This window comes from Klebsiella sp. H-Nf2 (assembly GCF_002806645.1).
Taxonomy (GTDB): Bacteria; Pseudomonadota; Gammaproteobacteria; order Enterobacterales; family Enterobacteriaceae; genus Klebsiella; species Klebsiella variicola.
The window spans coordinates 1,088,640-1,113,620 of the sequence record NZ_PIBL01000001.1; the positions used below are offsets into that span (position 1 = coordinate 1,088,640).

The window sequence follows — 24,981 nt, forward strand, 5'->3', positions numbered from 1 at the left end:
GCCGACCTTATCCTGCGCCGGACAGTCCCGCCATATGGACGATAAGCCCTACTGCGGCGGCGGCGGCCAGTACCCAGGTCAGCTTCCACTTATAGCGAAACAGCAGCCCGGCGGCGCCTAGGGCAATGGCTGCGGACCACGGGTCGAAACCGGACGGTCCCCAGACGCTATGCCAGATAAAAAACAGCGCCAGATTCAGGATAACGCCCACCACCGCGGCGGTGATGGCGGTCAACGGCGCGGTAAATCCCACCTTATTATGGGTCGTTTCAATAAACGGCCCGCCGGCGAGAATAAAGATGAACGAGGGCAAAAAGGTAAACCATGTCACCAGGCACGCCGCCGCGATGCCCCCCAGCAACACATCATCGACACCCAACACCGCTTTGGTGTAGCCGCCGACAAACCCGACAAAGGTCACCACCATGATCAACGGTCCGGGGGTCGATTCCCCAAGGGCGAGGCCGTCCATCATCTGCCCTGCCGTCAGCCAGCCATAGTGGGTCACCGCCCCCTGGTAAACATAAGGTAAGACGGCATATGCCCCGCCAAAGGTCATCAGCGCGGCTTTGGTAAAGAACCAGCTCATCTGGGTCAGCGGATGCGCCCAGCCCAGCATTAGCGTCAGGGCGGCCATCGGCACCAGCCACAGCAGCATCCCGGCGATCAGCACCTGAGAGGTACGCCGCCAGCTGAAAATGGCATGGGCCGGGATCGGCGTCGTGTCATCAATGATGGCGGCTCCGCCAGGGTGACTCTGCGCACGGTGGGCGTCCGCTTTGCCGAATATCGCCGGCGCCAACCGTCCGCCGATAAAACCCACTATCGCCGCGGCGAGGACGATCAGCGGAAAAGGAACGTTCAGCGCAAAAATAGCGACAAAGGCAGCGGCGGCGATAGCCCAGTAGGCACCATTTTTCAGCGCCCGCGAGCCGATGCGGTGCGCCGCCTGCAATACTATCGCCGCCACGGCGGGTTTGATGCCATAAAAAATCCCCGCCACCACCGCGACATCTCCCCAGACGAGGTAGATCCACGCCAGCGCGATGAGTAACACCAGCGAGGGCAAAATAAACAGCACCCCGGCGATGACGCCTCCCCAGGTTTTATGCATCAGCCAGCCGATATAGGTCGCCAGCTGCTGGGCCTCCGGGCCGGGCAGTACCATACAAAAATTGAGCGCATGCAGGAATCGCCCTTCCGATATCCAGCGTCGGTTATCCACCAGCTCCTGGTGCATCATGGCGATCTGCCCGGCAGGCCCGCCGAAGCTGATGAAGCCAAGCTTGAGCCAAAAGCGAAATGCCTGCCAGAAGGAGACGGAAGCGACGATGGAAGGACTGTCAGTCTGCGGAAGAACGACCGTTTTGCTCATGATTGCCAGACCTCATTTCACAGGACCTCAGTAAGCCGTCGAACAGCGAGCAAGCTGTCGCCAGCAGTTGGTCATCGTCCGTAATGGTTTCCCGCAGCCCTGCAAGAACACTCTCCACGCCCGCCGCCTCCGGGGTCGGTACCCCACCGACGTCCAGAAAGTGGATCAACCGCCCCAGACTGTCGGGGATCACCGCCTCCAGCGCAAAGCGCCGGACCAGCACTTCGAAGGTCACCAGCGTGCCAACATGGCTGAATGGCGCGCCGTCAAAATCAAAACCGACCGCCGTCGCCGGACAGGTCTCGGGCGCGGCCAGCCACAGGAACCGCGCCTCGTCGTCAATAAAGCGCCGGATAAGCCAGGCGCTGGCCAGACGATCGACCCACGGGCGTCGGCGGGTGGCCCACAGCCGGCCGCGAAAGGCGCCTCTGTCCAGCAGGCTCAGTTCGCCCGCCACCGACTGCGGCTCGTTCGGCGATAGCCGCTGATTAATGACCTGCTCGATAGTGGCCAGTCGCTCAGCGGCTTGCTCCCGGGCGGCCCCCGGAAAGAAATCAATGGCCTCGATCCGTCGATAGTCACGCTGAATTTTACGCAGCTGTTTGAGCTGAGCCGCCAGTTCGTCGGCGGATAACGTCCCCTGCAGCGCCTGCAGATCCTGCAACAGCGCGTCGTACTGTTCGCGGCGATCGAATAGCGGCCTGAGCGCCTCTTCTTCCGCCGCCTCAATCGTGAAAACATACCCGGTCCCCCCTTCCGCGCGGATCGCCTGGCAGGTGCTGAGGAAAGTGTCATAGCCCTGGCGCACGTCGGGCAGCAGATAGACCCCGTCACGCAGGACCGCCGCCCCGCTCTGCTTCAGGGTTCGCCAGACACGCATGCGCAGCGTGGCTTGAGACGTCGTCAGGTTAAGGATCAAGAGATGCATTGTCATGTTGTAGAGATTACTACAGCATGTAGCGTCTGTGACGTTTTTACGCGCGCGGGGTTAGATGAATTTCAGCAATGCATAGCTGAAAAAAGCAAAAGACGGCCTACGTAGCGGCAGGCCAGGCGCTAAGCGCGGGGTGGGGATAGGGGGCGCAGCAGCAGGGTCAACAACGCCACCCCAACCGGTACCAGGGAGCCCCACAGCACGGCGTTCCAGCCGAAGGCGTTGAGCAGAACCCCGGACGAAAACGACCCCACAATCATCACGCCGAAGACCAGAAAATCGTTGAGCGACTGAACCTGGGTCTTCTCTTCCGGGCGGTGGAAATCGATGATTTTCGCCGAAGCCCCGGTGAAGCCAAAGTTCCAGCCGATGCCGAGCAAAATCAGCGACAGCCAGTAATGATACACGCCGAGACCGCTCAGGCCGACCGCCACCGACGCGGCGGTGATCAGCAATCCCGCCGCCGCCATTCGCACTGCGCCGAAGCGCTGGATCAGCCGGCCGGTGAAAAATCCCGGGCCGTACATCGCCATCACATGCCACTGGATCCCGAGGTTAGCGGCCTGCTGGGAAAGGCCGTGCATATGCATGGAGAGCGGCGCGGCGGTCATCAGAAAATTCATCACCATATAGGCCACCGCGCCGCTGAATACCGTGGTGGCAAAACCCGGCTGGCGGACAATCTCGCGCAGCGGCCGCCCTCCGCGCACGCTGGCCGCGGTGGGCTCTGCCGGCGTCACCCCTCTCAACAGAAAGGCGGCCAGCACTGCAACCAGCGCCTGAGCGAGGAAGGTGACGGCGAAGGTATGTGCCGGCCAGAGGTGCATGGTGCCGGTGACCAGCATCGGGCCAATGATCCCGGCGGCCACACCGCCGCCCATCACCAGCGACAGCGCGCGAGCCCGGCGCGCTGGGGCGACGCCGTCGGTGGCGGCAAAACGAAAACTGAGCGCCACGGCGGCATAGGCGCCGCCGAGCATCGCGGCGAGACAAAACAGCAGAAAAGAATTCAGCACTACCGCCAGCGCGGCCGCCAGTCCGGTCACCATCCCGGCGCCGGTGCCGAGCCTGAACGCCGCTTTGCGGCCCCGCGTTCGCGCCAGCGCGCCGAAAGGCAGAATGGAGGCCGCCATCCCCAGCACAAATAGGGTGATCGGCAGCGTGGCCAGCGACGGGCTGGGGGCAATCGCGTTACCCACTATCGCGCCGGTGGCGTAGAAGACCACCGAGTTGGCGCCGGCCAGCGCCTGAGCGGCAGCCAGGCGAAAGATATTTTTGTTCTGCACCGCCAGCGGCAGCATGTGTTCTGTAGACATCCGTTGTTTTCACCGGTTTGAGGGTGGCGCCAGGCTGGCCGTCTGGCATCGCGCCCTGTTTGTTGGGTTCCCTGACCGTTACCTTAGCCGCAAAATACGCTTTTGCACCATAGCGAATCGCAATATTACCCGGCGATCTGGCCCCTCTTCTGCGTCAGATCGCCGGGCCGGGCTTCGCCGCCCGTTTTATTCCGGGGATCCGTCGCGCCGCGCCGCGGCAAATTTCGCCGCGATCATCGCGGCCGTCGGCTGGACGCCCCCCAGACTCCACTGCTCCGGGTCATGTTCGTCAATGCGGATCCAGACGGACTGACGGAACTGCGGATCGCCCTGCCCCTCAATCTCCACCAGCAGATCGGTCATCCGTCGCAGCAGCTCACTTTTCTGTTCCGCGGTCATGATCCCTTTAATGGTTTGCACGTTAACAAATGGCACGCTATCCTCCTTAGCATCTAAGTCTAAAATTCAAACTCAGAGTAGAAGGTCATTCTCGCGATGTCAAAAAATAAATCACTGCCCTACCTCGACCCGGCGCTGTGCGGCCTGGCGGAAGGGGCGAAAATCCTCGGCGACCGTTGGGTGCTGTTGATCCTCCGCGAAGCGTTTTACGGCGTGACGCGCTTTGAAACGATGCTGTCGCACACCCATATCACCCGCCAGACGCTCACCACCCGGTTAAAAACCATGACCGAAACGGGATTGCTCAGCAAAGTGCCTTACCGGGAAGCCGGCTCCCGCGAACGGTATGAATATGTTCTGACCGATAAAAGCCGTAGCCTGGCGCTGGTGCTGTTCGCCCTGATGGAATGGGGCCACCAGCACGTGCTGCACAGCGCGCCGCATATTGCATTGGTGGACAGCGCCAGCGGCGAGGCCGTCCATCCGGGGTTTATTACTGCCAGCGGCACCGTGGCGAGCCCCGCCGCCCTGCAGATCGTCAAAGCCGGGGAGGTTGATCCTCCTGAGGCGTGACCCTGACAAGGTCGCGGTTGCGCCGCTACAGAACTTTCGTACGCCTCTGGCGAAAGCCGCCGCAAGCGGGTATGTTGCATAGCCACGGTACCCGACGAGCGCGGGACACTTTTGTTTCATCGAACTGTGCGATAAAGGATGAAGGCATCCGGTAACCCCGACCCGGCCATTCCGACGCGCAGATCGCGCATGCTAAAGGTAGAAAATGTCGCTTCGTTCTCTGCGGGCTTTATGTCTGACCAGCTTTTTTATTGCCGACGTGCGCGACGGCCTCGGCCCGTTTCTGGGGATCTTTCTCACCCAGCGTCACTGGCAGGCGGAGGACATTGGCCTGCTGATGTCCGTCGGCGGTATCGCTGGCCTGCTGGCGACCCTGCCCGCCGGCTTCATCACCGACAGCTCGCGGCATAAGCGCTTGCTGCTGGCCGGGGTCTGCCTGGTGATCACCCTCACCACCCTGCTGCTCTGGTTTAGTCAGAAGACCAGCGTGGTGGCCCTCTCGCAAGTCGCCAGCGGCATCTGCGCGGCCTTTGTCGGACCGCTGATCGCCGGGATTACCCTGGGTCTTGCCAGACAGCGCGGCTTTAGCGCCCAGATGGGGAAAAACGAAGCCTTCAACCATGCGGGGAATTTTTTCACCGCGCTAATGGCCGGGGCTATCGCCTGGTACTGGGGCATCGGCGGCATTTTCATTCTGATGGCCTGTACCACGCTGCTTACCCTGGTCGCCCTGCTGGCGATCCGCGGCGGCGATATCGACGATGACGCCGCCCGCGGCATCGAAGCGGCATCCACGCCCTCCCTGCCGGGGTTTGCCATCCTGTTCCGCCATACGCCGCTGCTGATCGCCGGCGTAACCCTGATGCTGTTCCATCTCGCCAATGCCGCGCTGTTGCCGATGCTGAGCATGCGGATCGCCACCGCGCCCGGACACCTCAATCCCGGATTGTTTGCCGCCGCCACGGTGATTATTTCGCAGGTGGTGATGATCCCGGTGGCCATCCGGGTCGCCGGCAGCATCGACAAATACGGTTACTGGCGATGCATCCTGCTGGCGCTGCTGATCATGCCCATCCGGGCGGCGCTGGCGGCGTCCAGCGACGCCCCGGCGATGATGGTCCCGGTGCAAATTCTTGATGGCCTGGCGGCAGGGATTTTGGGGGTGGCGGTGCCCAGCTTTATCGTCTCGCTGCTGCGCGGCAGCGGGCACGTTAACGCTGGACAGAGCGTGGTGATGCTGATGCAGGGCGCCGGGGCGGCAATGAGTCCGGCGTTAACCGGGTCTATCGCCGGGCACTACTCCTATGCCACCGCCTTCGGCGTGCTGAGCGTTATCGCGATTGTCGCCCTGATGGTATGGTGGCGCAGCGCTCCGCTGCTCACCGCCTCTGCGTCACCGCCAATCGGCGAGAGCGGGCAGTAACCTACGGCACAGCCACCTGGGGAGAGAGGAAATCGCCAGCCGGACAGCAGCCCCCTGCAGCCCGGCTAGCGTATGAGAGGCGTTAATTCACCCGTGCTCGCAACGTAATGTGCTGCAGGGCGTTCGCCATATCGAGCTGAATCAACTCTTTGACACCTTCGCGCTTAATAAACTGGCTGCGGTGCTTACTTTTCACCTCTTCAATACTTTTTTTGATCTCTTGCGCCGGTAATTTATACCAGCCGCGAGCCTGTTTCTCACCGCCCATTTCCAGCCACAGCGATGAATAACTGGCTTTCACCAGATCGCTTTTCACGTGGTAATCGGAATCGATCGCGTAGACGGTGGTGATGCTGAAATAACGCAGGAAACCATACAGCACGCTCATGATGATATTTTTCGGCCGCGTGCCATGCAGCTCTTTAGTCAGCACCTTCACTTCGTCATTGGTGATATCTTTCCCGCCCTGGATGCCGCCAATATAGGCGCGGCCATCGTCGGTACAGGAAAAACAGACGCTATAGACGCGCCGGTCACCGAGAAACAGCTGCAGCATCAGCTCCCCCTCCTCCTGAAACGGCGACGCCAACAGCTTAACGTCAAGATTATCGCCATTTTTCAAAGGAATAGAGAACATCGTGCGACCAAAATCCGCCACATTGTACAGCTGCGGCAGGACATCAGGGTGAAACGTTTTCTCAATAAAATTCAGTGAACCGTGGGCAATATCCAGCTTGCGTCGTTTTGACAGCCGTTTATTGAGATACGCTTTAAACGGTTTATCCTCGAAAGGCACCAGCCCTTTGGTCACGGCGGTCAACCGCGCGCACTGATATTTTGCACAAAGTTCTTGATATTCTCTGTATTTACCTCCTGCGAGCGAGAGCTCTCTGCATTTTCGTAAAATTTTTTTATAGTTTATTTTGACCTGACCGATCACTTTATTATGTTTACGCCATTCTTTGATGGCGCCTGCAACAGTATGTTCCATTGATTAAGATCCATAGATTCATCCATAATCGCGGGCATATTAACATAAAAGCTTTTCGTCAACGCTTAATTACTCCTTCGTTGTCCTTTCATTTAATATATACACAGGAAATCATTCTGCCTGGTGATTAATAAAGCCAACGCCAGTCTGTCAACGGTTATTTATGGTAGGGGAAGCCTGGCGCTCAGCGACTTAACGCTCTGTGCGTTCGGCGCGGAGAGCGGCTACATCCGCTGGCGGTTTTGCCCTATACTTGACGCTGATTAAAAACCAGCAACGATAGGTAACTTATGGAAATTGATCTCGACAACCTGGTCTTCAGCGGCCTGGATGAAGCAGAAGAACGCAACGCGGAGCGTCTGGAAGAAGCGGACAAAAAAGCGCAGGCGATCGTTGCCGATGACGATTGCGGCGACGCCTGCAAAATCTGATTGTCAAACCGGCCAGCAGGCCGGTTTTTTTTGCCCTTCCCGCCTGCTCAGGTCGGCAAGAACCCTTTCAGCGTATCCAGCAGCGCCTGCGCCGCCTTTGACAGAGGCATATGCCCGGCATGGATCGCGCCGACGCACTTCTCAATCGGCGGATCGCTGAGCGGGATGCAGACGGCCCCCAGGGAGGTCATCTGCGTTTTACACAGCGCCGGTACCGCGCTGCCCCCCAGGCCGCTGGCCACCATTCTTCCCACCGTCACCAACTGGTGACTCTCCAGCGCCACGTCCAGCTGGCGACCGCTGCGCGCCAGCGCCTCCTCCAGCATCAAGCGTACCGCCGAGGGACGCTGCAGGGTAATAAAATCGAGGGTCAACAGCTCCTGCCAGGTGAGCTGCTTTTTCTTCGCCAGCGGGGATTGTCGGGGAACGATCGCCACGAAGCGGTCCACCGCCAGCGGAGTAAACAGCAGGTTGTGGGTGGGCGATGGCTCGAAGGCAATGCCCATCTCCACTCGCCCCTCGCGCACCATCTCGATCACCTGCTCATTAATCACGTCATGCACCGTGACGTTCACGCCGGCATAGCGGTCGCGAAAGGCCTTCAGCGCCTCCGGCAGGACGTTGGCGGCAAACGACGGCATCGCGGCCACCGAAATTTTACCCCGCTGCAGGGTAAAGCTCTGACGCATGGCCTCCTCGACGTTATCCCAGTCGGCCAGCAACTGACGGGCCATCGGCAGAAAGAGTTCCCCCTCCTGGGTAAGGGTCACTTTGCGGGTGCTGCGCTGCAGCAGCGCGCCGCCCAGCGCCTCCTCCAACCCTTTGATGGTCAAACTGAGGGCTGGCTGCGACAAATTGAGCCTTTCGCTGGCGTGGGCGAAATTCAGAGTGTGAGCTACCGCTAAAAACGCGCGTAACTGTTTGACACTCATTCTCATTTTTCTTCCTGTTAACTAATTGAAAAAAATTAGTTAACAGGAAATTAATTAAAATTCCAAATGAGTGGGTCACAAATTCAAAATTATCAAATCAGTCTCCAGCGCCAATGATAAGGCTATCGCAAGGCAGGAGAGACAAGATGGCAGGACTGGATAAACGCGTCGCCAGCTATGAAGCGGCGCTGGAAGGGTTAACGGACGGCATGACGCTGCTCGCCGGCGGTTTCGGCCTGTGCGGCATTCCCGAGAACTTGATCGCCGAGGTGCAGCGTCGCCAGGTGCAGGGGCTGACGGTGGTCTCCAATAACTGCGGCGTCGACGGCTTCGGTCTCGGTATGCTGCTGGCGTCACGCCAGATCAGCAAGGTGGTGGCCTCTTACGTCGGGGAGAACGCGCTGTTTGAACAGCTGGTGCTGAGCGGCGAGCTGGCGGTTGAGCTCACTCCTCAGGGAACGCTGGCCGAAAAAATTCGCGCCGGCGGCGCCGGGATCCCCGGTTTTTACACCGCCACCGGCTATGGCACCCCGGTCGCCGAAGGCAAAGAGGTGCGCCAGTTCGACGGCAGGCACTACATCCTTGAAGAGGCGATCCGCGGCGATTTCGCGCTGGTCAAAGGCTGGAAAGCCGACTGGTACGGCAATGTGGTTTATCGCCATACCGCGCAGAATTTCAACCCGCTGATGGCCACCGCCGGACGCATTACGGTGGTGGAGGTGGAAGAGATTGTACCGCCGGGCGAACTGCCGCCCTCCGCCATCCACACCCCGGGGATCTATGTCGACCGGCTGATCGTCGGGCAATTCGAAAAACGTATTGAACAGCGCACCCTGCGCGCCGGAGGGCACTGAGATGCTGACCCGTGAACAAATGGCGATGCGCGTCGCCCAGGAGCTGCGCGACGGCGACTACGTCAACCTCGGGATCGGTATCCCGACGCTGGTGGCCAATTACATTCCCGCCGGCATTGAGGTGATGCTCCAGTCGGAGAACGGCCTGCTGGGGATGGGCGAATTTCCCGACGAAGCCACGATCGACGCCGACATGATTAACGCCGGCAAGCAGACCGTCACCGCGCAAACCGGGGCGGCCATCTTCGACTCCGCCCAGTCGTTCGCCATGATCCGCGGCGGTCACGTCGACCTGACCGTTCTTGGCGCCTTTGAGGTCGACGTCGCGGGCAACATCGCCTCATGGATGATCCCTGGAAAAATGGTCAAGGGGATGGGCGGCGCCATGGACCTGGTAGCCGGCGCGCAGAACATCATCGTGGTGATGACCCACGCCTCAAAAAACGGCGAATCCAAACTGCTGCCGCAGTGCACCCTGCCGCTCACCGGCGTGGGCTGTATTCGCCGGGTGCTCACCGATCTGGCCCTGCTGGACATTGTCGACGGCACGTTTGTCCTGCGCGAAGTGGCCCCGGGAGTGAGCCCCGACGAGGTGATGCGTAAAACGGCGGGACGACTGATCGTGGCCGACGATGTGCGCGAAATGCGCTTCAGCTAAGGAGAGACCATGACCGATATTGCCATTGTTGCTGCAGTACGCACTCCGGTCGGCAGCTTTCGCGGCGCCTTCGCCCCTCTTTCCGCCGTCGACCTCGGCGCGGCGGTGGTGCGCAGCCTGCTTGAACGCGGCCAGCTGCCCGCCGCGGCGGTCGACGAACTGATTTTCGGCCAGGTGCTCACCGCCGGCTGCGGGCAGAACCCGGCGCGCCAGACCGCGCTGCGGGCTGGCTTGCCGATCGACACCCCGGCGGTCACCGTCAATCTGGTGTGCGGCTCCGGGCTGAAAGCGGTTCAGCAGGCGGTGCAGGCGATCCGCTGCGGCGACGCCGAGATCGTCATCGCCGGCGGCCAGGAGAGCATGAGCAATGCCCCCTATCTGATGCACGGCGCCCGCGATGGCCTGCGTTTCGGCCACGCCAGCCTGCAGGACAGCATGATTCTGGACGGCCTGTGGGACGCCTTTAACGACTACCACATGGGCATTACCGCCGAGAATCTGGCCGATGCCTTCGACATCAGCCGCGAGCGCCAGGATGCCTTTGCCGCCGGGTCCCAGCGCAAAGCGGCGGCCGCCATCGCCGCCGGGCGTTTTCGCGAGGAGATCGTCCCGGTCAGCGTCCCGCAGGGCAAAAAGCCGCCGCGAATGGTGACTGACGATGAGCAACCACGCCCGGAGACCAGCGAGCAGCAGCTGGCCCAGCTGCGCCCGGCGTTTCGTCCCGCTGACGGCAGCGTCACTGCCGGGAATGCCTCGTCGCTGAACGACGGCGCCGCGGCGGTCCTGCTGATGCGCGTCGATAAAGCGCACGCGCTCGGGCTACCGGTGCTGGCGCGCATCGTCAGCTCAGCGGTCGCCGGGGTCGACCCATCGGTGATGGGCATCGGGCCGGTGAGCGCCTGCCGCAAAGCGCTGCAGCGCGCCGGCTGGACGCTGGACGAGGTGGATCTTATCGAAGCTAACGAGGCTTTTGCCGTCCAGGCGCTGGCCGTCGGTCAGTTGCTTGAGTGGGATAGCGAGAAGGTCAACGTCAACGGCGGCGCCATCGCCCTTGGCCATCCCATCGGCGCCTCCGGCTGCCGGATCCTCGTCAGCCTGGTGCATGAGATGCAGCGCCGGGGCGCCAGCAAAGGGCTGGCAACCCTGTGCGTCGGCGGCGGCCAGGGTATCGCCATGACTCTACAACGTTAACAGGAGCCACTATGTTTACACCACGCCTGGCGGTACTCGGCGCGGGACTGATGGGCGTCGGCATCGCCTGTCATTTCGCTCGTCACGGTCACGCCGTCCGCCTGTATGACACCGATCCGCAGCGTCTCGCCGAAGTTCCGGCGGTGGCCAGCGCCATCCTGCGCGAGCTGGAGGCCAGCGGTCAGCAGGATCCCGCCGACCGCGACGCCGTGCTGGCCCGTCTGACCCCCACCCCGGCGCTGAATACCCTGGCCGACACCACGCTGCTGATAGAAGCGATCCCCGAGCGGCTACCACTGAAGCACGCCCTGTATGCCGAACTGGAAACGCTGATCGCCGACGAGGCGATTATCGCCAGCAACACCAGCGGCCTGCCGCCGGACTCGCTGGCGCAGGGCATGCGCCACCCTGAACGGCTGCTGATCGCCCACTTCTGGCATCCGCCGCACCTGATCCCGTTGGTGGAAGTGGTGCCCGGGAGCGCCACACTGCCCCATCTGGCGCGCCAGGTGAGCGACTTTTGCACCGCCTGCGCGCTGGAAGCGGTGGTGCTCAATCGCGCCGCGCCGGGCTTTGTCGGCAACCGGCTGCAGTTCGCCCTGCTGCGCGAAGCACTGCATATCGTCCACAGCGGCATTGCCTCAGCCGAGGTAGTGGACCAGGTGATGCGCGCCTCGCTGGGCCGCCGTTATGCGATGGTCGGCCCGCTGGAGGCAGCGGACATGACCGGGCTGGCGACGGTCCAGGATATCTGCCAGCACCTGCTGCCGGAGCTGGCCAGCGGGACGGAGATGATGTCGCTGGTGGCGGAGAAGGTGGCGCAAGGCAACACCGGCGCCCGCAGTGGGCAAGGCTTTTACCGCTGGGATGAGGCGCGGCAACAGCGCATCCAGTCGCGCCGGGAACATCAGCTTCGCTATGCCCTGAAGCCCTAGTATCGCGTTCTGTACCCCTACAATAACAATGAGAGTGAGACGTCGTGATGAGTGTGATAATTGCCCTGGCCGCGCTGGCGTTACTGATGCTGGCGGCCTACCGTGGATACAGCGTGATCCTCTTTGCGCCGATCGCCGCCCTCGGCGCGGTGCTGGTCACCGACCCGGGCGCGGTCGGCCCGGCCTTTACCGGCCTGTTTATGGAAAAAATGGTCGGCTTCGTGAAGCTCTATTTCCCGGTGTTTCTGCTGGGCGCCGTGTTCGGCAAGCTGATTGAGCTGTCAGGATTCTCGCGGTCGATTGTCGCCGCCGCCATCCGCATCCTCGGACGCCGCCACGCGATCCCGGTGATCGTGCTGGTGTGCGCCCTGCTAACCTACGGCGGGGTGTCGCTGTTTGTGGTGGCTTTTGCCGTCTACCCCTTCGCCGCCGAACTGTTTCGCCAGAGCGGGATCCCCAAACGGCTGATCCCGGCCACCGTCGCCCTCGGGGCATTCTCGTTTACCATGGACGCCCTGCCCGGTACGCCGCAGATCCAGAATATTATTCCCACCAGCTTCTTCGGCACCAACGCCTGGGCGGCCCCCTGGCTGGGGCTTATCGGCTCGCTGTTCATTATCATCTTCGGTTTGCTGTGGCTGGAGCGTCAGCGCCGCAAAGCGCAGGCTAGCGGCGAAGGCTATGGGACCGACCTGCAAAATGAGCCGGAGACCCCGGATGACATCGATCTGCCGCATCCGCTGATCGCTATCGCCCCGTTGCTGTTAGTGGGGGTACTGAACCTGCTGTTTACCCACTGGATCCCGCAGTGGTACGGCGCCAGCCATGAGCTCACCCTGCCGGGTCTGGCGAAGCCTGTCGTCACCGAAGTGGGGAAAATCACCGCCATCTGGGCGGTACAGGCGGCGCTGCTCTCCGGCATTGTGCTGGTGCTGGTCTGCGGCTATCGCAATATCCGCGGCCGGCTGGCGGAGGGGAGCCGAACGGCGGTCGGCGGCGCTATTCTCGCGGCGATGAACACCGCCTCTGAGTACGGATTCGGCGCGGTTATCGCCGCCCTGCCGGGTTTCCTGGTGCTGTCGAAAGCCCTCGCGGCCATTCCCAATCCGCTGTTAAACGAGGCGATCAGCGTTACGGTGCTGGCCGGGATCACCGGCTCGGCCTCCGGGGGGATGAGCATCGCGCTGGCGGCGATGTCCGAGACCTTTGTCGCCGCCGCCCACGCCGCCAATATTCCGCTCGAGGTCCTGCACCGTGTCGCCGCCATGGCCAGCGGCGGCATGGACACCCTGCCGCATAACGGGGCGGTGATCACCCTGTTGGCGATCACCGGCCTGAGCCATCGCCAGGCCTACGGCGGCATTTTCGCCATCACGGTGATCAAAAGCCTCGCGGTACTGTTTGTCATTGCCACGTTCTATGTGACCGGCATTGTCTGATATCCGATTGAAGGAGTAATAAAATGAATTTGCACGGTAAAACGGCGCTAGTCACCGGCTCCACCAGCGGGATCGGTTTAGGGATCGCCAAAGTGCTGGCTCAGGCGGGCGCGCAGGTGGTACTCAATGGCTTCGGCGACAGCAGCCACGCCCGCGCTGAAGTCGCCGCGCTGGGCAAGATCCCCGGCTATCACGACGCCGACCTGCGCGACGTCGGGCAGATCGAGGCGATGATGCACTATGCCGAAAGCACCTTCGGTGGCGTCGATATCGTGATCAATAACGCCGGCATCCAGCACGTCGCCCCGGTGGATCAGTTCCCGGTGGACAAATGGAACGATATTATCGCGATTAACCTCTCCAGCGTCTTCCACACCACTCGCCTGGCGCTGCCGGGTATGCGCCAGCGCAACTGGGGGCGCATCATCAACATTGCCTCAGTGCATGGCCTGGTGGCGTCGAAAGAGAAATCGGCCTACGTCGCCGCCAAGCACGCGGTGGTCGGGCTGACCAAAACCGTGGCCCTGGAAACCGCGCGCAGCGGCATTACCTGCAACGCCATCTGCCCGGGCTGGGTGCTGACCCCGCTGGTGCAGCAGCAGATCGATAAGCGCATCGCCGAGGGGGTCGATCCGGAGCAGGCCAGCGCCCAGCTGCTGGCGGAAAAACAGCCCTCCGGGGAGTTTGTCACCCCGCAGCAGCTGGGCGAAATGGCGCTGTTTCTGTGCAGCGACGCCGCCGCCCAGGTGCGCGGCGCCGCGTGGAACATGGATGGCGGCTGGGTGGCGCAGTAAGCCGCTGGCGCCGCGAAGATCAGAACATCGCCAGAAAACGTTTCACCGTGCGCGAGCGCTCGAAGCGGCGCCAGGCGATGGCGATATCGGTCTTCAGCGGCGCCCCGCTGAGCGGGTGATAGCTGACGTTCGGCTGCTGAATGCAGGTCATCGACTGCGGAACCAGCGCGAAGCCGAACCCGGCATTGACCATGCTCAGCGACGACGAAATCTGCGACGACTGCCAGGCACGATCCATGTCGATTCCGGCGCGCAGGCAGCTGTTGTACACCAGCTCATACAGCCCGGGGGCCACCTCCCGCGGGAAGAGGATCGGCGCCACGTCGCGCAGCTGCTCCAGAGCCAGGGTCGGCTGCGTCGCCAGAGGGTTATCGCGCGGCAACGCGATGACCATCGGCTCCTCATCAATAATCCGCAGATTAAAGGCTTTACTGCTCTCGCACGGCAGACGGACGAAGGCGATATCCAGCTCGGCCTCGCTCAGGGCGGTCATCAGATTGGCCATATTGTCTTCCATCTGGTGCAGGGTCACCCCGGGGTGGTCGAGCTGAAAACGATGCAGCAACGTGAAGATTTGCGGATGGAAAGCATCAGAACTGGTAATGCCTAGCGACAGGCTGCCGTTCATCCCGCGCGCAATGCCCTTGGCCTTCTCCAGCGCCGCATCGCTCATGGCGAGGATCTGGCGGGCATCCTCATAGAACGACTCTCCCGCTTCCGTCAGCTCCACCCCGCGGGTTAAACGCCGAAACAGCGGGGTCCCCACCTCTCGTTCAAGTCGCTGAATTTGCTGACTTAACGGAGGTTGTGAAATACCCAGTTCCTTGGCGGCCTGGGTGAAGTGCCGCGTCCTGGCGACGGCGACAAAATAACGAAGATAACGAAGTTCCATATCGAAAACGTCTCAAACCAGCATGGTTTCTATATTGGAACTGTGAGCTGAATCGGGTCAACATTTATTTAACCTTTCTTATATTTGTTGAACGAGGAAGTGGTATATGAATCACTCTGCTGAATGCACCTGCGAAGAGAGTCTGTGCGAAACCCTACGGGCGTTTTCCGCGCAGCATCCCGAGAGCGTGCTCTATCAGACATCGCTAATGAGCGCCCTGCTGAGCGGGGTTTACGAAGGCAGCACCACCATCGCGGACCTGCTGAAACACGGCGATTTCGGCCTCGGCACCTTTAATGAACTGGACGGGGAGCTGATCGCCTTCAGCAGTCAGGTCTATCAGCTGCGCGCCGACGGTAGCGCGCGCAAAGCCCAGCCGGAGCAGAAAACGCCGTTCGCGGTGATGACCTGGTTCCAGCCGCAGTACCGGAAAACCTTTGACCATCCGGTGAGCCGCCAGCAACTGCACGACGTTATTGACCAGCAAATTCCCTCTGACAACCTGTTCTGCGCCCTGCGCATCGACGGCCATTTCCGCCATGCCCATACCCGCACTGTGCCGCGCCAGACGCCGCCGTACCGGGCGATGACCGACGTCCTCGACGATCAGCCGGTGTTCCGCTTTAACCAGCGCGAAGGGGTGCTGGTTGGCTTCCGTACCCCGCAGCATATGCAGGGGATCAACGTCGCCGGGTATCACGAGCACTTTATTACCGATGACCGCAAAGGCGGCGGTCACCTGCTGGATTACCAGCTCGATCACGGGGTGTTAACCTTCGGCGAAATTCACAAGCTGATGATCGACCTGCCCGCCGACAGCGCGTTCCTGCAGGCCAATCTGCATCCCGATAATCTCGATGCCGCCATCCGTTCCGTAGAAAGTTAAGGGGTTCACATGGACAAACAGTATCCGGTACGCCAGTGGGCGCACGGCGCCGATCTCGTCGTCAGCCAGCTGGAAGCGCAAGGCGTACGTCAGATCTTCGGTATCCCCGGCGCCAAAATCGACAAGGTGTTCGACTCACTGCTGGATTCCTCGATTCGCATTATTCCGGTACGTCACGAAGCCAACGCCGCGTTTATGGCCGCCGCGGTCGGACGCATTACCGGCAAAGCGGGTGTGGCGCTGGTCACCTCCGGTCCGGGTTGTTCCAACCTGATCACCGGCATGGCCACCGCGAACAGCGAAGGCGACCCGGTGGTGGCCCTGGGCGGCGCGGTGAAACGCGCCGATAAGGCGAAGCAGGTCCATCAGAGTATGGATACGGTGGCGATGTTCAGCCCGGTCACCAAATACGCCGTCGAGGTGACGGCGCCGGATGCGCTGGCGGAAGTGGTCTCCAACGCCTTCCGTGCCGCCGAGCAGGGCCGCCCGGGCAGCGCGTTCGTCAGCCTGCCGCAGGATGTGGTCGATGGCCCGGTCAGCGGTAAAGTACTGCCGGCCAGCCGGGCTCCGCAGATGGGCGCCGCGCCGGATGACGCCATCGACCAGGTGGCGAAGCTTATCGCTCAGGCGAAGAACCCGATCTTCCTGCTCGGCCTGATGGCCAGCCAGCCGGAAAACAGCGCGGCGCTGCGCCGTTTGCTGGAGGCCAGCCATATTCCGGTCACCAGCACCTATCAGGCCGCCGGGGCGGTGAATCAGGATAACTTCTCTCGCTTCGCCGGTCGGGTCGGGCTGTTTAACAACCAGGCCGGGGACCGTCTGCTGCAGCTCGCCGACCTGGTGATCTGCATCGGCTATAGCCCGGTGGAATATGAACCGGCGATGTGGAACAGCGGCAACGCGACGCTGGTGCATATCGACGTGCTGCCCGCCTATGAAGAGCGCAACTACACCCCGAATGTCGAGCTGGTGGGCGATATCGCCGGCACCCTCAACAAGCTGGCGCAAAATATCGATCACCGGCTGGTGCTCTCCCCGCAGGCGGCGGAGATCCTCCGCGACCGCCAGCACCAGCGCGAGCTGCTGGACCGCCGCGGCGCGCAGCTGAATCAGTTTGCCCTGCATCCGCTGCGCATCGTTCGCGCCATGCAGGATATCGTCAACAGCGACGTCACGCTGACCGTGGACATGGGCAGCTTCCATATCTGGATCGCCCGCTACCTGTACAGCTTCCGCGCCCGTCAGGTGATGATCTCCAACGGCCAGCAGACCATGGGCGTCGCCCTGCCCTGGGCCATCGGCGCCTGGCTGGTCAATCCTGAGCGCAAAGTGGTCTCCGTCTCCGGCGACGGCGGCTTCCTGCAGTCGAGCATGGAGCTGGAGACCGCCGTCCGCCTGAAAGCCAACGTGCTGCATCTCATCTGGGTCGATAACGGCTACAACATGGTGGCTATTCAGGAAGAGAAAAAATACCAGCGCCTGTCCGGCGTCGAGTTCGGGCCGATGGATTTTAAAGCCTATGCCGAGTCCTTCGGCGCCAAAGGGTTTGCCGTGGAAAGCGCCGAGGCGCTGGAGCCGACGCTGCGCTCCGCGATGGACGTCGACGGCCCGGCGGTGGTGGCCATCCCGGTGGATTATCGCGATAACCCGCTGCTGATGGGTCAGCTGCATCTGAGTCAGATTCTGTAAGTCATCACAATAAGGAAAGGAAAATGAAAAAAGTCGCACTTGTTACCGGCGCCGGCCAGGGGATTGGTAAAGCTATCGCGCTTCGTCTGGTGAAGGATGGATTTGCCGTGGCCATTGCCGATTATAACGATGCCACCGCCAAAGCGGTCGCCTCCGAAATTAACCAGGCCGGCGGACACGCCGTGGCGGTGAAAGTGGATGTTTCTGACCGCGACCAGGTGTTTGCCGCCGTCGAACAGGCACGCAAAACGCTGGGCGGCTTCGACGTCATCGTCAATAACGCCGGTGTGGCGCCGTCTACGCCGATCGAGTCCATCACCCCGGAGATTGTCGACAAAGTCTACAACATCAACGTTAAAGGGGTGATCTGGGGCATCCAGGCGGCGGTCGAAGCCTTTAAGAAAGAGGGGCACGGCGGGAAAATCATCAACGCCTGTTCCCAGGCCGGCCACGTCGGCAACCCGGAGCTGGCGGTGTATAGCTCCAGTAAATTCGCGGTACGCGGCTTAACCCAGACCGCCGCTCGCGACCTCGCGCCGCTGGGCATCACGGTCAACGGCTACTGCCCGGGGATTGTCAAAACGCCAATGTGGGCCGAAATTGACCGCCAGGTGTCCGAAGCCGCCGGTAAACCGCTGGGCTACGGTACCGCCGAGTTCGCCAAACGCATCACTCTCGGTCGGCTGTCCGAGCCGGAAGATGTCGCCGCCTGCGTCTCCTATCTTGCCAGCCCGGATTCTGATTACATGACCGGTCAGTCATTGCTGATCGACGGCGGGATGGTATTTAACTAATAAAAAATAAGCTCTGACATGGCTTGCCCCTGCTTTCGCGCAGGGGCTTTTTTTTGGTTTGGGTGTAAGTGTAAGCATCCCGGCGAAACGAAGCATCAATATTTGCGGGCTTCTGGCGTTCTTACTTACGCTTCTGGCACGACGTGGGCAATCTGACTGGGATGAAGGTCTGATTTGAGCGAGGAGCGGAAGTTCGGGAACGGGATAGCTCCATTGATGACTTTATGCTACGTGTTAAACCACAGGTAATGGAGTTGCTGCCGGAGAAAGTAGTATTCTTTAGACTGAGATCTTTTGAAAGGAACTGTAGTTGCTATAAAATTGAGGAACCAAATTTTTTAGCTTTTAAAAAATAAAATATTATCTCTTTTAGAAATTAGATAAGCAGGAGAAAAGCTATGATATCGGTAATAAAGGACCTATTTAGTAACCAAGTGGTTTCCGCAGTCATTCTTACTATCATTGGAGCGATTACAAAAAAGTATATTCAGTTTCATCGCAGAGACTTTTTTTCACGCTCATCCTCCGAGCAGATAAAAGCAGTCGAATGGCTTAGAACCTCTTCTGTACCCATCTCCGATCCGTTAGCAAAGGCGGAACAGCAGTTCCGCCTACAGTCGTTCGGACTGCATAGAGATTGGCATTTATCTTATAAAATCATATGCTTGAGTTCCGATTATGCACAGTCATTGATTCCGTCCTTGAAGGCAGTCTTGCGTTATCAGGGCATGTACACAATTACTAACGGGAATATATACCCTCATAAATTCCATAAGTGGATAATACCTTTTGTGTTAATATCGTTGCTATTATATATCGGTGCTGAGATATACAGAAGTTCTTCACAGAGTGATGGTATAGAGATTTTGAAATCTCTATACGTCGTTATTGTGGCTTTTATAGTATGGTGTTGGGTCGCTGCTTGTGCTCTGAGAGTATCAAGCATCAGTAAAAAGCTCAATGCCTATATCCCACCCGCAAACGATTTTAAATCCAAGACATACGATTTCAGTTCAATACTCAATAATAGATATCCCTAGCCTGGCTGATCTGCTTCCCGTAAATACTGATACCTGGCAGTAAGCGAGATCCGCTTCTGGCACGGCGCGAACTGTTAACTGAGCCAAAGGTCCGCCATGAGCGAGGAGCGGACATTTTTCTTCGTCCTCTACTTCGTCCATTCTTTATGCAGTAACGCATAGATGTATGTGTCGTCATACCTTGCCTTACCCTCCTCGTTTTCAAAGGAGACAAATTCTTTAAAACATCCTTCACGTCGCATAAGTAGTCGTTCGCATAGTTTTTGAGAGGAGTAATTATAATCTTCCACCCAGGCATACAAACGTCTGGCGCCTTTTACTTTAAATAAATAATCAAACAGTGCAGCAACTGACTCGCTTGCATATCCCTGATGTTCGTAACGTTGATTAAAATGCCAGCCTACTGACCAGGTATTGCTGTCTGGCTCGTTGCTATTGTCCGCAAAAAGATGTCCGATTAACGTATCGGTTTCATTTAGACAAACGGCAAACTGTGTTGGGTCAGAGGCTCGTTTAGCCACGTCGACCTCTGCCTCAGCGAGTGAATGTAACTTTTCATCCTTAAAGCAAGGAGTACGTGGTGAAGAGAGGTAATCGAAAAGAGCTGCCGCATCCTCTTCCTTAAAATGGCGAATGATTAACCTTTGAGTGGTAATGATGTTCATAATGTCCTTGATAATGTAATGCCAGCCAGTTCAGCAAGAAGTCTGCTTTAAACTGGCCGGAACACAGGGCAGAGATTAGCCGTTCCGGCTATTCCCCAGTCTGTATTTTCGCATGCCTGTAAATCGTGTGATCGTCACGAAAAATACCGGAACAAAGAAAATGGCCAGTAGCGTTCCGCTAATCATCCCGCCGAATACACCGGTACCAATCGCATGCTGCGTGCTGTCGCTGGCTCCACTGGCAAGCATCAGCGGAACAACACCTAATGTGAAAGCCAGAGAAGTCATCAGAATTGGCCGTAAGCGTAACTTTGCAGCCGTCAATGTCGCGTCAATAAGGCTCTTTCCTTCTTTCATCAATTGTCTCGCGAACTCGATAATCAGAATCGCATTCTTGGCGGAAAGTCCAATCAGGGTTATCAGACCCACTTTGAAAAAGACGTCATTCGTCATATTCGTAACGGATACGGCCAGCACAGCGCCGAGCAGCCCCAGAGGAACAACGAGCATGACCGAGAAGGGAATGGACCAGCTTTCGTATAGAGCAGCCAGCACCATGAATACCACCAGTACCGAGAGCACAATAAGACCCGGAAGCTGTGATGCAGACTCTTTTTCCTGTAACGAACTTCCCGCCCACTCCCCGGCGAACCCCGGTGGTAAGTGCTTAGCCAGATTGTCCATTGCCTCCATTGCGGTACCTGACGATTTCCCCTGTGCGGCACTGCCGGTTATGCGTATGGCAGGATATCCCTGATAGCGTATCAGTTGCTGCGGTGCAACATTCCACGAAAGCGTCACAAAAGTGGATAACGGAAGCATCTGCCCCAGACGGTTTTTGACAGACAAAGCCAAAAGTTGTTCGGGCTGCATCCGGTATGGCGCGTCCGCCTGGACGATAACCTGTTGAACCCGACCATTATTGGTATAGTCATTAACATAATTGGAACCTGCTGCAACGGAAATGGTTTGATTTATTTCATCAAACGACACCCCCATGGCCTCCGCTTTTTCCCTGTCGATATGCAGGGAAAGGCTTGTTCCCTCACCAAGTCCATCAATATAGACATCGGCAAGGTGAGGATTATGATTTGCCTGTACAATAAGCTCATCGGCCGCCTTTTTGAGTGCCTGATAGCCTTTCCCCCCTCTGTCCTGTAAATAATAAGTGAACCCGGATGAGGTTCCCATATCAGAAATGGCCGGAGGCAGCAGACTCATTGTTACGGCGTCCGGCACGTTTGCCATTTGGGACTGAATATGGTCAGCTTCTTCCTGTGCCGTGGTTCCTTTGCGTTGTTTCCAGTCCTTGAGGGTGGTGAATGCCATGGCCGAATTTTGGCCTGACCCTGAGAAACCAAATCCCAGGATCATAATGTTACTTTCTACCGCCTGCCGATGGGCGATCTCCTCTTCAAATGTATCGACGACCTTAAGCGTCCGCTGCATCGTGGCATCAGAAGGAAGCTGGATTGAGGACATAAAATAACCCTGATCTTCATCGGGTAAAAATGATGATGGTAAGGTGGACAGCCCGGCAAACAATGCCAAACATAATGCAGCGTAGATCATCATCATACGGCCAGTACGCTTCAGTACAATTCCCAGACCAGTGGCGTAAAACGAAGTCAGGCGATGAAAGTAAGCGTTAAACCACGCTGAAAATGCGCTGCTTTTACCCTGATGAATACCATGTGGTTTGAGCAGGGTTGCACAAAGCGCAGGCGTTAACGTCAGCGCCAGGAATGCCGACAGTAAAATGGATATCGCCATCGAAATGCTGAACTGTCGATAAATAATACCCACAGAACCGCTGGCAAAGGCCATTGGTATAAACACCGCAGTGAGCACCAGCGTAATACCAATGATTGCCGGCGTAATTTCACGCATCGCTTCTCGCGTTGCATCCTGTGGAGACATTTTTTTGTCTTCCATCAGTCGTTCGACGTTCTCCACCAAAACAATAGCATCGTCAACAATAATCCCGATGGCCAGTATCATTCCAAACATGGTTAAAATATTGATGGAATAACCGCTTAATAGCATTACGGTAAATGTGCCGAGCAGCGCCACGGGTGCCACAATCGCAGGAATAAGCGTACAGCGTATCTTGTGAAGGAAAAGCAGCATCACGAAAAAGACCAGAACCATGGCTTCAACAAATGTCTCAACTACCTTCAATATCGATAGCTTTACAAATGGAGCCGTATCGAAAGGCACGGTGAATGTCATTCCCTCGGGAAGCACACCGGACAGTTCTGTTAACCGCGCGCGGATACCCGACGCAGTACTAATCGCATTTGCGCCAGGAGACAACTGAATGGCGGCTGCCGTTGCAGGCACGCCATTTTCACGGATGCCAAATGCGTAACTTTGCAACCCGGATTCCACGCGGGCAACGTCTGCCAGTGTCACCCGGGCGGCTGAGACCTGTGATTTAATCGTGATATTGCGAAATTCTTCAACCGAAGAGAGCTGCCCTTTTACCGTTATTGGATAGGTCACCTCTTGGCTGCTCGTCGCGGGTTCATCTCCGGTTCTGCCCGGTGAAACAATCACGTTTTGTTGACTGATGGCGCTTAATACATCCGTAACAGAGAGCCCATAGCTGTGTAATTTCATCGGATCCAGCCATATGCGGAGTGCCTTTTCTCCGCCAAAAAGCTGGACTTTACCTACACCGGGTACGCGACGGAGTTCATCAGTAACATTCCTTGCAAAATAATCGCTTAAGTCAGCTTCCTGATAGTCTCCGTTTGGCGATTTTAACCCCACCATCATTAAAAAACCGGAATTAGCTGCCTCAACATTTATCCCATTCTGTCTTACCGACTGCGGCAGGCGAGATTCCACAATTTTAATTTTGTTTTGCAGATCCATCTGGGCGAGTTTGATGTCGGTGCCGGGTTTGAAAGTTACCGTAATTGACGCCATCCCTGTCGTGTCACTGGAAGATTCAAAATAGAGTAAATTGTCAACACTCGCAATTTCACGCTCGATCAGAGACACGACGGATGTGTTCATCACTTCCGGGCTGGCTCCAGGGTAACTCACTGAAATGATAATACCGGGTGGCGCAACTTCAGGGTATTGCGCAACCGGTAAACGAGGTATGGACAACAGTCCCGTCAGAACAATAAACAGGGCAATAACCCATGCGAAGATGGGGCGCTCAATGAAAAAGTGCGGCATCAGGTGTACTTCCAGTCAACATACAAAGGGTAAAAGTTCAGCATGGTTTTCCTGATAAAGAGGTCTCATCGTCAGTCGAAACCCGTTTACCGATATCCCTGAGCTGGGAAAATTTCTCAAGAAGTTGTGGTGCGTCATCCAGGCTTGTTGCAAACATCCACATATAGGTCATGACGGAATAAATATGTCCGGCATTAATTCCGGATTCCATGCTCATCCTGATAATGGTCATGGAAAAGAGAGCAGAAACCAGAAGGCCTATTGATAAATATCCCCATGCCTCTCTGTCGGATAACACCACGCGCAGACGGGCAAGTGTGTCATAATGTCGCTTAAGAGCACCAAAAGACGCCTTATTAACATAATCGACCTCTTTCTCAAGGCGATTATTCAGCCGTCTGTAGAATGACTCATTTTTGCTGGCATAGCTTGAGACAAAACACATCAGTATTGCCACGATGATCAAACAGACTATACCTGTCCAGAATTCAATCCATAACAGCATAATTGCTGCGCCGAAAAGGGAAATGATCGAGGTGATCAATACGGGCAGGTGCAACTCGAAGAAATCTACAAATTCACGGGACAGAGTGACTCTCGCAGCAATAGTCGAGTGATTAAGTGAATATTTTCGCTGGGATAATACTACAGTCACAGCAAGACTTGCGTAGATACGTGCAAACGTTCGCGTATCGACACTACGTCTGGCGGCTCCCATGCACCACATGAACAGAACCATCAGGCCATAAAGGGCCGCATGTGACGTCTGTCCGCCCAGGATGGCATTTATCGCCATGCCCGCCAGAACGGGGTAGAGCAGGAATGCAACGTTTTCAGCAATAACCAGCATGAAAGTAATGCACAATTTCTTTCTGTGCCGCCAGGCAAGTCTCTTAAGTGAGATAGCAACCCCGGGGGCCATAGGTTTGTCGTTGCCTTTATAAATCATGATAAATTATATTAAACATCTGTGTGTAAAGGGTTCTGCAGTTGGTTTATTATGTCAGCTAAGTGAAACGAGACAGCAGAACAGAGCAGTCATAAATCCATGTGCTAAGTGTAACGTGATGATGTCAATCGTGAATGGATGTTTTATGGAGGATATGTGTACTCACTCCTGAGGTTATGTATCATATTGACATTGCATAATATCAAACCATTCTTATACATAAACATAAAGGTAGTCCGCAAAAGAAAAGCATTAAAAAAAATTCATAATAAAAAACAAAATCATAGATATCTGGAAAAGTATTCAAAAGCAGATGTAATACAATGATGGTGTGTATAAACAGTAAAACCAGACCGAATGTTATTGCAATGAAGTTTTTAAAAACTCCAGGTTTTTTCTGAATAATAAATGATAATGCTGTAATGATTATCAAAACACGAATCAGTAAAGATGAGGGTAATGTGGATTCTACTTTTTCATTAATTGAATGCACAAGGTAAAGCCAGGTAGATAGCAACCCATATGAAACGATGCAAAATAAAAGTGAGGCCATCAAATTCTCGCGCCGGAAAAAACATTTAGTCAGCACCATAAAACTCCTTAGACAAAGTACATATTGCATGCACCAC

General features: G+C 57.4%; 24 protein-coding genes. 13 read left to right on the forward strand and 11 right to left on the reverse strand.

Annotation, left to right across the window (positions count from 1 at the left end; all coding sequences use genetic code 11):
• Nucleotides 1–7: 7 nt before the first annotated feature.
• The 4 genes from chrA to CWM58_RS05430 all read right to left on the reverse strand — a co-directional run bounded on the left by chrA (nt 8) and on the right by CWM58_RS05430 (nt 4,060).
• Nucleotides 8–1,375: a chromate efflux transporter gene (gene chrA / locus CWM58_RS05415; protein WP_100680462.1), complete on the reverse strand. Its 1,368-nt coding sequence runs from the start codon at nt 1,373–1,375 to the stop codon at nt 8–10.
• Nucleotides 1,344–2,303: a chromate resistance protein ChrB domain-containing protein gene (locus tag CWM58_RS05420; protein WP_100680463.1), complete on the reverse strand. Its 960-nt coding sequence runs from the start codon at nt 2,301–2,303 to the stop codon at nt 1,344–1,346. Before CWM58_RS05420 ends, chrA begins: the two co-directional genes overlap by 32 nt.
• Before the next feature lie 128 nt (nt 2,304–2,431).
• Nucleotides 2,432–3,625, reverse strand: a complete 1,194-nt coding sequence (locus CWM58_RS05425; RefSeq protein WP_224226179.1) for an MFS transporter — start codon at nt 3,623–3,625, stop codon at nt 2,432–2,434.
• Nucleotides 3,626–3,811: 186 nt separating this feature from the next.
• A complete protein-coding gene (locus CWM58_RS05430) occupies nt 3,812–4,060 on the reverse strand; it encodes a tautomerase family protein (RefSeq protein WP_004175772.1) in 249 nt (82 codons plus the stop codon).
• Between the two features lie 60 nt (nt 4,061–4,120).
• Here CWM58_RS05430 and CWM58_RS05435 point away from each other — a divergent pair, with 60 nt between their 5' ends.
• Together CWM58_RS05435 and CWM58_RS05440 are read left to right on the forward strand one after the other, a co-directional pair.
• The gene (locus CWM58_RS05435) at nt 4,121–4,597 is read left to right on the forward strand and encodes a winged helix-turn-helix transcriptional regulator (protein ID WP_061154321.1); all 477 of its coding nucleotides are present in this window, start codon (nt 4,121–4,123) and stop codon (nt 4,595–4,597) included.
• Between the two features lie 205 nt (nt 4,598–4,802).
• Nucleotides 4,803–6,020, forward strand: a complete 1,218-nt coding sequence (locus tag CWM58_RS05440) for an MFS transporter (protein WP_100680464.1) — start codon at nt 4,803–4,805, stop codon at nt 6,018–6,020.
• 82 nt (nt 6,021–6,102) lie between these two features.
• Here CWM58_RS05440 and CWM58_RS05445 read toward each other — a convergent pair whose 3' ends face one another.
• The gene (locus CWM58_RS05445; protein WP_100680465.1) at nt 6,103–7,011 is read right to left on the reverse strand and encodes a DUF535 family protein; all 909 of its coding nucleotides are present in this window, start codon (nt 7,009–7,011) and stop codon (nt 6,103–6,105) included.
• A 290-nt stretch (nt 7,012–7,301) separates the two neighbouring features.
• On the opposite strand from CWM58_RS05445, the gene CWM58_RS05450 reads away from it, so the two are divergent.
• Nucleotides 7,302–7,442: a hypothetical protein gene (locus tag CWM58_RS05450; protein WP_002908189.1), complete on the forward strand. Its 141-nt coding sequence runs from the start codon at nt 7,302–7,304 to the stop codon at nt 7,440–7,442.
• 47 nt (nt 7,443–7,489) lie between these two features.
• Here the strand turns inward: CWM58_RS05450 and CWM58_RS05455 are convergent, their stop codons facing one another.
• A complete protein-coding gene (locus tag CWM58_RS05455; RefSeq protein WP_012541468.1) occupies nt 7,490–8,380 on the reverse strand; it encodes a LysR family transcriptional regulator in 891 nt (296 codons plus the stop codon).
• Between the two features lie 140 nt (nt 8,381–8,520).
• Between CWM58_RS05455 and CWM58_RS05460 the strand changes: the two genes are divergently transcribed.
• The 6 genes from CWM58_RS05460 to CWM58_RS05485 are packed head-to-tail and all read left to right on the forward strand — an operon-like array spanning nt 8,521 to nt 14,245.
• Nucleotides 8,521–9,228 carry a CoA transferase subunit A gene (locus CWM58_RS05460; protein ID WP_100680466.1) on the forward strand — a complete coding sequence of 236 codons (708 nt, stop codon included), beginning with the start codon at nt 8,521–8,523 and terminating at the stop codon, nt 9,226–9,228.
• 1 nt (nt 9,229) lies between these two features.
• A complete protein-coding gene (locus tag CWM58_RS05465; RefSeq protein ID WP_008804553.1) occupies nt 9,230–9,886 on the forward strand; it encodes a CoA transferase subunit B in 657 nt (218 codons plus the stop codon).
• 9 nt (nt 9,887–9,895) lie between these two features.
• Entirely contained in the window at nt 9,896–11,077 is a 1,182-nt protein-coding gene (locus CWM58_RS05470) for an acetyl-CoA C-acetyltransferase (RefSeq protein ID WP_100680467.1), read from the forward strand.
• Nucleotides 11,078–11,088: 11 nt separating this feature from the next.
• Nucleotides 11,089–12,012 carry a 3-hydroxyacyl-CoA dehydrogenase family protein gene (locus tag CWM58_RS05475; RefSeq protein ID WP_100680468.1) on the forward strand — a complete coding sequence of 308 codons (924 nt, stop codon included), beginning with the start codon at nt 11,089–11,091 and terminating at the stop codon, nt 12,010–12,012.
• Between the two features lie 44 nt (nt 12,013–12,056).
• Nucleotides 12,057–13,451, forward strand: coding sequence for a GntP family permease (locus tag CWM58_RS05480; RefSeq protein WP_197667060.1), 1,395 nt, complete (start codon nt 12,057–12,059; stop codon nt 13,449–13,451).
• Nucleotides 13,452–13,474: 23 nt separating this feature from the next.
• A complete protein-coding gene (locus CWM58_RS05485; protein WP_074385615.1) occupies nt 13,475–14,245 on the forward strand; it encodes a 3-hydroxybutyrate dehydrogenase in 771 nt (256 codons plus the stop codon).
• A gap of 19 nt (nt 14,246–14,264) precedes the next feature.
• Here the strand turns inward: CWM58_RS05485 and CWM58_RS05490 are convergent, their stop codons facing one another.
• A complete protein-coding gene (locus CWM58_RS05490; RefSeq protein ID WP_100680469.1) occupies nt 14,265–15,137 on the reverse strand; it encodes a LysR family transcriptional regulator in 873 nt (290 codons plus the stop codon).
• A gap of 106 nt (nt 15,138–15,243) precedes the next feature.
• Here CWM58_RS05490 and budA point away from each other — a divergent pair, with 106 nt between their 5' ends.
• From budA to CWM58_RS29210, 4 genes are all read left to right on the forward strand, one after another.
• A complete protein-coding gene (gene budA / locus CWM58_RS05495; protein WP_008804548.1) occupies nt 15,244–16,023 on the forward strand; it encodes an acetolactate decarboxylase in 780 nt (259 codons plus the stop codon).
• A 9-nt stretch (nt 16,024–16,032) separates the two neighbouring features.
• Nucleotides 16,033–17,712 carry an acetolactate synthase AlsS gene (gene alsS, locus CWM58_RS05500; protein ID WP_100680470.1) on the forward strand — a complete coding sequence of 560 codons (1,680 nt, stop codon included), beginning with the start codon at nt 16,033–16,035 and terminating at the stop codon, nt 17,710–17,712.
• A gap of 23 nt (nt 17,713–17,735) precedes the next feature.
• On the forward strand, nt 17,736–18,506 hold the full coding sequence (locus CWM58_RS05505; RefSeq protein ID WP_008804546.1) for a (S)-acetoin forming diacetyl reductase: 771 nt from the start codon (nt 17,736–17,738) through the stop codon (nt 18,504–18,506).
• A 398-nt stretch (nt 18,507–18,904) separates the two neighbouring features.
• A complete protein-coding gene (locus CWM58_RS29210; protein WP_061154312.1) occupies nt 18,905–19,546 on the forward strand; it encodes a hypothetical protein in 642 nt (213 codons plus the stop codon).
• 128 nt (nt 19,547–19,674) lie between these two features.
• On the opposite strand, the gene CWM58_RS05515 is transcribed toward CWM58_RS29210, so the two are convergent.
• From CWM58_RS05515 to CWM58_RS05535, 4 genes are all read right to left on the reverse strand, one after another.
• Nucleotides 19,675–20,211, reverse strand: coding sequence for a GNAT family N-acetyltransferase (locus CWM58_RS05515; protein WP_100680471.1), 537 nt, complete (start codon nt 20,209–20,211; stop codon nt 19,675–19,677).
• Nucleotides 20,212–20,286: 75 nt separating this feature from the next.
• Nucleotides 20,287–23,403: a multidrug efflux RND transporter permease subunit KexD gene (gene kexD / locus CWM58_RS05520; RefSeq protein WP_100680472.1), complete on the reverse strand. Its 3,117-nt coding sequence runs from the start codon at nt 23,401–23,403 to the stop codon at nt 20,287–20,289.
• A gap of 37 nt (nt 23,404–23,440) precedes the next feature.
• Complete coding sequence (locus CWM58_RS05525; protein ID WP_100680580.1) at nt 23,441–24,325, reverse strand: ABC transporter six-transmembrane domain-containing protein; 885 nt, start codon at nt 24,323–24,325, stop codon at nt 23,441–23,443.
• 229 nt (nt 24,326–24,554) lie between these two features.
• A complete protein-coding gene (locus CWM58_RS05535; protein ID WP_100680473.1) occupies nt 24,555–24,944 on the reverse strand; it encodes a transporter in 390 nt (129 codons plus the stop codon).
• Nucleotides 24,945–24,981: the final 37 nt, after the last annotated feature.